At 33.2% G+C, this 10,439-nt stretch carries 8 protein-coding genes and 1 pseudogene; 7 read left to right on the top strand and 2 right to left on the bottom strand.

Annotated features, from left to right (window positions below; all coding sequences use genetic code 11):
* The first annotated feature begins 17 nt into the window (after window positions 1–17).
* From B2X73_RS04510 to B2X73_RS04515, 3 genes are all read left to right on the top strand, one after another.
* Window positions 18–863 carry a cation diffusion facilitator family transporter gene (locus B2X73_RS04510; RefSeq protein ID WP_291095851.1) on the top strand — a complete coding sequence of 282 codons (846 nt, stop codon included), beginning with the start codon at window positions 18–20 and terminating at the stop codon, window positions 861–863.
* 162 nt (window positions 864–1,025) lie between these two features.
* Window positions 1,026–1,349, top strand: coding sequence for a DUF6660 family protein (locus tag B2X73_RS15325; RefSeq protein WP_353681976.1), 324 nt, complete (start codon window positions 1,026–1,028; stop codon window positions 1,347–1,349).
* 741 nt (window positions 1,350–2,090) lie between these two features.
* Entirely contained in the window at window positions 2,091–2,918 is an 828-nt protein-coding gene (locus B2X73_RS04515) for a phosphatase PAP2 family protein (protein ID WP_286768323.1), read from the top strand.
* A gap of 277 nt (window positions 2,919–3,195) precedes the next feature.
* Here the strand turns inward: B2X73_RS04515 and B2X73_RS04520 are convergent, their stop codons facing one another.
* Together B2X73_RS04520 and B2X73_RS04525 are read right to left on the bottom strand one after the other, a co-directional pair.
* Window positions 3,196–4,389 carry an IS256 family transposase gene (locus B2X73_RS04520; protein ID WP_286768322.1) on the bottom strand — a complete coding sequence of 398 codons (1,194 nt, stop codon included), beginning with the start codon at window positions 4,387–4,389 and terminating at the stop codon, window positions 3,196–3,198.
* Window positions 4,390–4,442: 53 nt separating this feature from the next.
* A pseudogene (locus B2X73_RS04525) lies at window positions 4,443–5,150 on the bottom strand (NAD(P)/FAD-dependent oxidoreductase); the annotation flags it as partial.
* Between the two features lie 758 nt (window positions 5,151–5,908).
* Here B2X73_RS04525 and B2X73_RS04530 point away from each other — a divergent pair.
* The 4 genes from B2X73_RS04530 to B2X73_RS04545 all read left to right on the top strand — a co-directional run bounded on the left by B2X73_RS04530 (window position 5,909) and on the right by B2X73_RS04545 (window position 9,436).
* On the top strand, window positions 5,909–6,520 hold the full coding sequence (locus B2X73_RS04530; RefSeq protein WP_088160829.1) for a TIR domain-containing protein: 612 nt from the start codon (window positions 5,909–5,911) through the stop codon (window positions 6,518–6,520).
* Window positions 6,521–6,543: 23 nt separating this feature from the next.
* Window positions 6,544–7,092, top strand: coding sequence for a toll/interleukin-1 receptor domain-containing protein (locus B2X73_RS04535; RefSeq protein ID WP_088160830.1), 549 nt, complete (start codon window positions 6,544–6,546; stop codon window positions 7,090–7,092).
* Window positions 7,089–8,549, top strand: a complete 1,461-nt coding sequence (locus B2X73_RS04540; protein ID WP_198386063.1) for an SIR2 family protein — start codon at window positions 7,089–7,091, stop codon at window positions 8,547–8,549. The genes B2X73_RS04535 and B2X73_RS04540 overlap by 4 nt, the downstream gene beginning before the upstream one ends.
* 206 nt (window positions 8,550–8,755) lie before the next feature.
* Window positions 8,756–9,436 carry a hypothetical protein gene (locus B2X73_RS04545; RefSeq protein WP_088160832.1) on the top strand — a complete coding sequence of 227 codons (681 nt, stop codon included), beginning with the start codon at window positions 8,756–8,758 and terminating at the stop codon, window positions 9,434–9,436.
* Window positions 9,437–10,439 lie beyond the last annotated feature (1,003 nt).

Below are 10,439 nucleotides of genomic sequence, written 5' to 3' on the forward strand. Positions count from 1 at the left end.
AGTTTTAGGGGAGCAGCATACTACTAATCGTTTTAGGATTAAGTGGAACCTATTTAATTGCAGAGGTCGTAGGAGGTATATTGACAAAAAGTCTAGCCTTGTTGGCAGATGCAGCACACATGTTTACGGATGTAGCTGGACTTTTTTTGTCATTTATTGCTATTAAGATTGGCGAAAGAAAAGCCAATTCTAAAAAGACTTTTGGATATTTTAGAACAGAGATATTGGCTGCAGTTATAAATGCTGTCGTACTGCTTGCTATCTCAATTTATGTTCTTTTCGAATCTTGGCAGCGATTTATGGATCCTCCCAAGGTACAGAGTGGCAGCATGATGTTAGTCGCGGGAATTGGCCTTATAGTAAATATAATAGGAATCATAATCATACGAAAAGATTCATCTGAAAGTTTGAATATGAAAGGTGCTTATTTTGAGGTTTTATCTGACGGGTTAACATCAATAGGGGTGATGATTGCGGGTATTATCATGCTGATTACAGATTGGTATTATGCCGATCCTCTCATTTCCGCTGCTATTGGCTTACTTATTTTCCCTAGGACTTGGAAACTTTTGAAAGAAGCTATAAATGTCTTGTTGGAGAGCACCCCAAAGGATGTCGATATAGAAAAACTGAGAAATACACTTGAACAAGTGGATGGCGTAATAGAAATACATGATCTCCATGTCTGGTCTCTCACATCAGGCGTCAACGCTATGAGTTCTCATGTTTTGGTGCACAGTAAAATGGATACAGATATTATCCTTGCTGCTTTAAATGATAGGGCTACAAAGGATTTTAAACTGTCGCATACAACTTTTCAAATTGAATCAAAGAGGCAGCAAGACATTAACGTACATGACTAATTTATTAAAAAGCTATTTTTATAAGGCTTTGCAAACAAAAATGAAATAAGAGATTATATAAGGTCTCAATAAAAAATAGTGTTGCTAATACTTAAGCATAGTAAGTATAATTTTATTCAAAATTAATAAGAAAGGAGTTTTTTTATTACTTTTGTTTTAAATATGAGATGGAAAGCAGCTATATTGTTATTTTATATCTTAGCACTCTTTACAGTGCCTTGTGGGGATATTAATAATAGTTGTGAAGCTCTTTCCAAATACGCGAATGAAACTAGCCATAGACATGACAAGGACAAGGACGATTATTGTACACCCTTTTGCCAGTGCACATGCTGTAGTATCTCAGTTGTTTCCTTCAGTTTTAATGTTCCTGAATTGCACGTTCCAATACAGTTATTCTTAAAGAAAAAAATGAGAATGTGGGATTGTAGCTTTTTCTCCCAGTATTCAGGTACTATCTGGCAGCCGCCAAAATTTTTCTCCTAAATTCATTTGAAATTTAAGTGAGTTAGGGTATAATGTATATTTATATATTACTTTTGATTTCTTACTGCGTGATGCCAAAAGATTAATCAATGTCATCAAGCAATATTTGATTCTTCCTACCTTATACTACTTTCTTTTATTCCTTACCTTTTTTGTTCACGAGATATGGGCAAGCTTGATTTTTAAATGTTAACTAGCGATATACATTGTGTTTGGCATAATCATAAAATTCAATATTAAGAACAAGGTCATTACTGGTTTTGGCATCCTGCTATTTATTTTCTGAAGCATGCTATTTTCCTGAAAGTAATATAGTAATTGGCGGTCGTCTGATAACGAATATCCTTAGCAATGTCTTCTACACGAAATCATCGATTTATTATTATTAAATAACAGAATGCTTTAACATCTGAAAATTGGAATGAAAAAAAAGCAGAAGTATTATCGAAGACAATCTCCTACTAAAAAAAGGAAAAGAAATGTTGTAAAAAGTGTTCCTAATCACTATAAGAGAAGAAAAAGATCTCCACTCATGGTGTTTTTTATAATTGTAATTCTAATAGCATTGATTATAGCTTTTATTGTTCAAATAAAACATACCTATTTACACTATAGAGGGATAAGACATTAAAATTTTCATAAACGCAGTGTAAAGTTATTCTTAGACAAGATTACTGGTGTATTTGGATAAGAATAAGTATTTAAAATTTTTAAGCCTAATATTTTAAGATTAATCAAACAATGAAAGAAAAAACCGTTTTAAATGTAAATAGAGTAAAACTCACTTATCTTTATTTGCCACTTATTCTACTGTTAATAATAACCATTTATATTTATTTAAATGATGCTTTTTCTATTAATTCGTATATAGAAATTCAGAAGGAAGCTTTTTTTTACCTAAATTTTGAATTAGCAAAATTTCCACTAATTCAATACAATCTGACACAACTAGGAGATGCTTTTATTTTTCTCTCCTTACTCACACCTTTATTAGTTTATATACCTAAATTATGGGAAGCACTTATATCAGCTAGTATTATTTCTGGTTTAATATGCTCCCCTTTGAAATGGTTATTTAAAGTTCCAAGACCAGCATCAGCGTTTCATGAAAATAGTTTTGTGATTATAGGTAAAGCATATTATGGAAGCAATAGTCTTCCTTCTGGGCATTCGATTACAATTTTTACTGTCCTGACTGTTGTTCTTTTAGTTTTAATGCCTGCAGATAAGTATTTTAAGCTTCTTTGGACGTCATTTATTGTTTGTTTAGGAATTATATTATGTCTAACGCGAGTCGCGGTAGGAGCTCATTTCTTATTAGATGTTTTATTCGGAAGTATTATAGGCTATATTTCTGGAATACTAGGGATTTTATTTATTAAAAGATATGGAATGTGGAATTGGATTGGTAAAGGAGAAAACTATCCATTATTTATTGCTCTATTTTTTGGATCTATTGTATTTGGGATTTTTAAAATTGTAAATAGTAATTTATTTATCTTTTATTTTTCTTGTTTAAGTTTGTTTGTTTCGTCATTTATTCTTTTGATGAGATATATTAAAAGGTGACATTTTTAAAAATTGTGGAATTAACAGATGGTATATTTCTGAGGAAGTAAAATTGTTAGACTGGAGTGAACATTAAGGTAAGAGAATTTAACAACTTAACAGAGTTATGTCAAGAGAAAGAAAGGTTTACACCAATAGCAATAAAGATTCCAGATATGGGAATAGTATATTTCGTGGGAGTGTAAAATAAACTGTGTCATTGGCTGAATTACCTCCTCGCGAGAAGGTAATTCAGCCACTTTGCTTATTGCAAATCTAACACCATTCTTCCCGAAAATCAAATTGCTAATTTCTGTGCCGTAGTTCCCCAATTGGCCAGTGGCATCGTCCATTTTTTCTTAATGTTTTTATGTGCTAAATAAACCAATTTCAATAACGCCAAGTCTGAAGTGAACGCACCTTTGGTTTTAGTGACCTTACGGACCTGGCGATGGAATCCTTCGATCGTATTGGTGGTGTAGATCAATTTTCGGATGGATTTATCGTATCGGAAATAGATGGTCAGACGATCCCAGTTACGCCGCCACGAGTCGATGACCACCGGATACTTTTCACCCCATTTATCCTGAAGTTCATCCATCCGCAGTCCGGCAAGATCCAATGTATCGGCTCGGTAAACTGGTTTTAGGTCGTTCATAAATTCCTTTTGGTCCTTACTGGTCACATACTTTAAGCTATTACGGATCTGGTGCACGACACAGGTCTGTACTTCAGTGTCGGGAAAAACACTCTGTATCGCTTCAGAAAAGCCTTTTAGATTATCGATACAGGCGATTAAGATATCCTCCACACCCCGGTTCTGTAAATCGGTCAGTACGCTCAGCCAAAAGTTAGCACCCTCATTTTCCGAAACATACATCCCCAGTAAATGCTTGTGCCCTTTTCGATCAACGCCAAGGATATTGTATACTGCTCGAGAAACAAAACGATGGTCTTCTTTAACCTTGTAATGCATGGCATCCATCCACACGATCGTATAAAGAGAATCCAGGCTTCTTGATTGCCATTCCTTGACCTCAGGAATGATCTTATCGGTAATGGAAGAAAGCGTACTGTGGCTGATGTCCGTATCGTACATTTCCTTGATGTGATTCGAAATATCACGCAAACTCATACCGAGCCCATACATACCCAAAATCTTCTTCTCAAGGCTCTCAGCTAAGATAGTCTCACGTTTCTTAACGAGCTGGGGCTCGAAGTTGGATTGACGGTCACGGGGTGTTTCAATATCGATCGTACCCTCCGAAGTTCGGATCTGCTTAATGGACTTGCCATTACGCCGATTACCACTGGAGCGCTGAGCCGCGTCCATGTGGCTCTCCATCTCTGCTTCTAACGCTGCTTCTAAAAACTTTTTCATTAATGGAGCAAAAGCTCCGTTATTGCCATAAAGTGATTCTCCGCTCCCTAACTGTTTCAGGGCTTTATCCTTCATGGACTCAAAATCAAAATCGCTTTCTTTAATATTCATAATACTATGTCAAAAATAATACTTCTATTTATTATCCTTGACACAGTCTATTTTACAGTCTCTTTTTCGTGGCTAATATTATTCTTAACAAGTACAGCATTGACTGCTCTTCCATCGCCAAGTATTTCTTGAACTTCCGTATTCAAATGTACTTCAATATTTGATGTGGCCATCACTCTAGCGAACATTGCTTTTTATGCTTTAAATTCATCTTTTCTAACCAACATGTGAACTTTATTATAAATCTTTGAAAAATAAGTAGCTTCTTCCGCGGCAGTATCTCCAGCCCCGACTATTGCAACATCTTGTCCTTTGAAAAAGAAACCGTCACATATAGCGCAGGCAGATACACCGAATCCATTATATTTTTCTTCCGATTCTAAACCTAACCATTTAGCTGTTGCGTTTGTTGCAATTATTACTGTTTGTGCAATAATTTTCTTTTATCCGTCGATTTCCAATATATGATTGCCGTCTGTTTTTGAAAAGTCAACTTTAGTTACATATCCAAATCGTATATCTGTGCCAAACCTTTCTGCTTGCATTCTGAGATCTTCCATCAGAATTGGTCCAGTTACTCCTTGAGGATATCCAGGGAAATTATCAACTTCAGTAGTTTGAGTCAGATGTCCTCCCGGAGTCATCCCAGTAAACATAACAGGAGAAAGATCTGCGCGAGCGGCATAAATTGCTGCTTTATATTCTGCTGGACCAGAGCCAATAATTACGCATTTTACGAACTCGTTTTCGATTGTTTTCATTGTAATGTTAATCTATTATCATATGTGTTGAAATCAAAATTAGAGCAAAAAAAATAAGAATCTATGTGAAATAAAACTTCCGAATAATTCGTCGAAATAGTCGATTATCAAATCTATTTTTTTTTAAAATTGATTTTCTATTCTTTGTGCTTTTCTAATCACAATTTTTGGAACTACTTTCAGAGGTTTATTATATTACTAAGATTTAAGAATCTGAATGCAATTTGGCTAATCCTTTTGGTAAGTCTTTTGAAAGATATGTTGGCGTAATTCTCAATAAAAATAGTCAAGGGAAAGAATATACTATTTCTGAAGAGATCGTATTTGAATACAAACGGAATTCACTCAAGACCTCTGATTGGATTGTCTTGTCAGATAACGAGAAAATATTCATCGAATGTAAAACAAAGAGATTAAGAATGCCTTCCAAAACATTAGAGAGATTTTCTGAAACATTGGAAGAGGATATTGATTTTATTGCCAGGCTTATATATGAATTTTATTCAACGTATACACACATTTAGTGTAAAATTTTGGTGTATTTGACTATTTAAATGTGTTAAAATTTTTCTTATCTTAGTGAAAGTATAGTAGTAGCCATAAAACTTGTTTGAATTTCAATTCCAGCGATTATTTTAGTAACCGGGGATATTTTTATTAATTATATTCGTTTAAGGTAATAGAGTTGCGGTTTTCGTATGAAAGTGTGTTGCTAAACTATGCTTAATTCTATAGGTTTTAATATTTTTTATTAGAAAATGGCAAGAGAGACTTTTATTTCCTACAAATATAGCGAGGCTAGGGGATTACGGGATAAAATTATTGATAAGTTAGGGAAGGACGCTGAATATTATAGAGGGGAAACTGCAGACTCTCCTAATTTGGTTACTACTTCGGTGGAAAACATAAAAAACAATCTAAAAGATATGATTTATGGAACATCGGTGACCATAGTTATAATATCCCCTAATATGATAAAAAGCGATTGGATAGAGTGGGAAATTGAATATTCTTTAAAAGAGATTAGCCGGGATGGGAGAGCGTCAAAAACAAATGGAATATTAGGTGTCATTATGAAAGTAAATGGTAATTATGATTGGATTGTTTCAAGGAGGAAAAATCAAGATGGTTGTATTTCAAGATATTTGGATACTAATTATCTATTTGACATAATTAAAAATAATCGTCTTAATTTAATAACTAATGATAGGTACACTTGTAAAACTTGTAAAACATTCGATCAATTGACTGGCTCATACTTTTCTATTATCGAAGAAGATGATTTTCTAACGGATCCAGCAAAATATATTGAAAATGCATATATGAAGAGTAAAAATTTATGGGACTACAAATTATGTAAAATAAGTTAAGGGGCATTTATTAAACTATTCACGTGAAAAATTTACTATCTAAAAAACTTTTATCAAGTGTTGCTAGCAGCTTAAATGAATCTGTTCAACTAAAAAATCAAGCTGAGAAAAAAAGGGAACGGAAAAAGTTTTCTTACGAGACGTCAGTATTCCTTTCACATAAGCATGATGAAAAGGACATTATTCAGCAAGCTATTGTACTTCTTAATAAACTAGGCGTGGACGTATATGTCGATTGGCTTGATTCGGGCATACCTGCCAATACGAATGAATATACGGCTACAAGAATTAAGGAAAAGATCAGAGAAAATGAAAAATTTATATTGTTAGCAACTGAACAAGCTATACGCTCGAGATGGTGCAATTGGGAACTGGGATACGGAGATGCATTTAAATATGGTGAAAATATAGCCATTATGCCTATTACAGAAAAGGAAGATAATATTTTCAGTGGATCTGAATACTTAAAAATTTATCCTATCATAACTTCTGAATATACATTCGTGCCTGGAACTTATTACGTTGAGCATAAAGGATCAAGGATACCATTACAAAAATGGCTACAAAAATGAAATTTACAGCAGAGCAAAAACTATTTATAAATCAATATATAACAGAAATTAACAACGGAGATGCTGCCATTTTTGCTGGAGCCGGGCTTTCTGCTGCTCTTGGTTTTGTTGATTGGAAAGGATTATTGAAAGATCTTGCAGAAGAGTTGAAACTGGATATAAAAAAAGAGCATGATCTTATTTCAATTGCACAATATCATACAAATAAATTCAATAGAGGTAAGATAAATGAAAAAATTAAGAATGAATTTACCTCACTTAGTAAGGGCAGTGAAAATCATTTTATTCTCTCTCGCTTAGACATTGATACTTTCTGGACAACTAATTATGACCAATTAATAGAAAAAACTTTAGAATCTTATGGGAAGACTGTTGAAAGAAAAATACGCAATGTAGATTTTGGTAGCAACATAAAGAAGAAAGATGCAATTTTATATAAGATGCATGGCGATAAAGACTCTCCGGATGAAGCGGTTTTGACAAAAGACGATTATGAAACATATAACGATAAGAAGGAGCTATTTTCTACTGCATTAAGGGGCGATTTGCTTTCTAAAACTTTCCTTTTTATTGGTTTTAGTTTTGATGATCCCAATCTTGAATATATATTAAGTAGAATAAGGATATTATTACGAGATAATACACCAACCCATTTTTGTTTTTTCAAAGAGGTCAATGAGGATGACTTCAAGGATGGGGGAAAAAAGCCAGAGGAAAATCATCAAGATTACATGTATGCCCATATCAGACAAGAATTAAAAATTGAAGACCTGCGACGTTATGGAATTAAGGCAATTCTTGTTAAATCATATTCAGAAATAACTGACATTCTTTCTGAGATAGAAAAAAGGATTAAAAGAAAGAATATTTTCATTTCCGGAGCTTCAGATGATTATACACCGTTTAGTGAGGAAAATGCTAAAAATTTTGTGCACTCTTTGAGCTATAAATTAGCGAGCAAAAAATATAAAATAGTATCAGGTTTTGGTATTGGTATTGGGAGTATTGTAATTAATGGTGCGTTGGATTATAAGTTAAATTCAAATTTTAGAAGTTTGGATGATCTATTAATTTTGAGACCTTTTCCTCAAGTTCAAACTGGAAGTTTAAGTTTAGAAGAAATGCGTACCATTAATCGAAATGAAATGATTTCAATGGCTGGAATCGCTATTTTTATTTTTGGAAACAAAAAGGAAGGAAATGATATCGTTAAAGCTGATGGAATGCTGGAAGAGTTCGATATTTGTTTAAAAAACAATATCATTCCAATCCCTGTTGGTGTCACGGGGTCAGTAGCTAAGGAATTATGGGAGACAGTCGTTAATGATCTTCCATCTTACTATCCTGACAACAATGAATTATATTCTAAGATTAGGGATTTGGGAGAAGAAAATCTTTCTATAAATTCTTTAACGGATAAAATTATCGAAACAATAGATATATTACAGAAGGTTTAGAAGGCGTTTGAGTTTTGTATACAATGAGGTGCTGTGGTCTCAAGTATTAAACAGAATGAACTGATATTAGGTAACGAGGGTATATTAAAATTTATAATTGTAGGTTATGATTGCCTACTTGATAATGATCGAAAAGAAAAAATTCTTTGATGTCTCGATCGATTTAAAAGTTTTGAAGTATCTACTAAACCTATAAATAGTGCTCAATGACAGAGGAAAATTTACAAGAAATTCTGGATGATGCAAATACAGGGGAATCAGCATCTATTCATAGAAGAGAATTGAAGAAGAATGTTGACATTGCAAAAGTGTGGTTAGAAAAAACCAAAAATGGAGTTCAGTTCGATCCACTTCCTTGTTTTTTTATCAAAAATGATGACGGTTTATACGTTGGGATAGTTTATGATATGATTTATGATCTCCATTGGTACATCTCACCTAATTTTAGAAAGAGAGGCCTTTTGACAAAGTCAATGAGGGAAATCATATTGCCATACCTGTCTCAGACTAGAGAGAAACAATCGATAAGCATCGATAGTTCACAATTGATCGATTTAAATTACGAGGCGTCTTTAAAAGTTGCTCAAAATTTAGGCTTTCAATTTGAATCCGGAAAAAGCTATGTTCTTGATTTGGAAAAATATTCTTTGGAGGAGTGGATTGAGGGAGAAAATAATGACCTTAGTCAAGAGCGGATTGAGTTTTTTAAAAATCAGCTTGAAACGATTTCGTATTCTCTCTGGAAGATTCAAACAGAGGTGGAAATGAATCTTGGCGAATCTGTTTTTACAGAAGAGGTACTCCAGTTAGTCGAAGAAATTAAAAGTAAAAGAGATATCCTTCAGGATGAATATTGGGATTTTAAGGGAATAAACTTATTGAAATAAAATTAGCTCTATGCTTCCAAAAAATTCTTCAAATTTTGCTCAAAACGAGGCGAAAAAGAGTTTGATCTATGATAGATGCTTATACGGTAGTGATTTAAGTCCGATCGATTATGGTGAAAAGTTTTGATCACTTCAACGATTGAAATGGAACAGAGGTCAAAGCTTGAATCTTTTTCGTAATCTGTATTAATCAATGCTATATACTCGTTGTAAGATATTTTAAAGTAATCTCTATCACTACTCATAAATTTTTGGTTTTTGAAAATTTATATGTCAATAGAATTTATATCTAAGATTAGTAAGTTTAAAGATTGAAAAATGTATTTTCAAATTTCTGCTGCTTTAGAATACTATTCTGAATCATCATTTATTCTTTTTGACCGAAAAATGAAATGTTGTTTTATTAAATCAATTAGATAATTATTTTTGTATATTACAAATTTAGTTCAGCTCTTTGCAATTTTGTGCATCATGATGTTACTTGGATAAAATCATCATTCAGTCAAGCTAGATGTTTTGTCTGCCGTGTATAATAGTGATCCTAGTTCGCCTCTAGAGAATTGGGTACTAATTCGATGTAAGGTGGCTTTATCAACGTGTTGTAAAACAGGTGAATAGTTTTCCGTGGTTTGAGAAATAATCTTGATTGAGGGTAAATCGAAAATAGCACATTTAAGAAATGAACTTAGGGAGACACAAATAGAAACTTGATGTGTTAAATAGGGCATGTTGACCACAAGAATATTGTACAGCGCACGTTTACACTTATTAAAAAAATCATTGTTATCTTAGTAAACATAAACTTTATTAATGCAAACTAAATTTTTACCAGCCGTCAATGGCGACTGTATTTGGATTTCCTTTTCCGATGAAAACGACCAGATTAGAAACATTATAATAGACTGGATATACTTGAACAAGCTGACCCCTCAAAATTGAATTAGAATTAGGGATGCGTAGTGCGTTTAAAGCTGTTATTCAACTGCCATACTGGCTGATGTTG

The sequence above is a fragment of the Empedobacter sp. UBA7252 genome, assembly GCF_002472765.1.
Classification (GTDB): domain Bacteria; phylum Bacteroidota; class Bacteroidia; order Flavobacteriales; family Weeksellaceae; genus Empedobacter; species Empedobacter falsenii_B.

What these genes read in the sequence shown, in the direction of transcription:
- B2X73_RS15325 (WP_353681976.1), top strand. Translation starts at nt 1,026, where the DNA reads ATGAGATGGAAAGCAGCTATATTGTTATTTTATATCTTAGCACTCTTT.
- B2X73_RS04545 (WP_088160832.1), top strand. Translation starts at nt 8,756, where the DNA reads ATGACAGAGGAAAATTTACAAGAAATTCTGGATGATGCAAATACAGGG.
- B2X73_RS04515 (WP_286768323.1), top strand. Translation starts at nt 2,091, where the DNA reads ATGAAAGAAAAAACCGTTTTAAATGTAAATAGAGTAAAACTCACTTAT.
- B2X73_RS04540 (WP_198386063.1), top strand. Translation starts at nt 7,089, where the DNA reads ATGAAATTTACAGCAGAGCAAAAACTATTTATAAATCAATATATAACA.
- B2X73_RS04530 (WP_088160829.1), top strand. Translation starts at nt 5,909, where the DNA reads ATGGCAAGAGAGACTTTTATTTCCTACAAATATAGCGAGGCTAGGGGA.
- B2X73_RS04520 (WP_286768322.1), bottom strand. Translation starts at nt 4,389, where the DNA reads ATGAATATTAAAGAAAGCGATTTTGATTTTGAGTCCATGAAGGATAAA.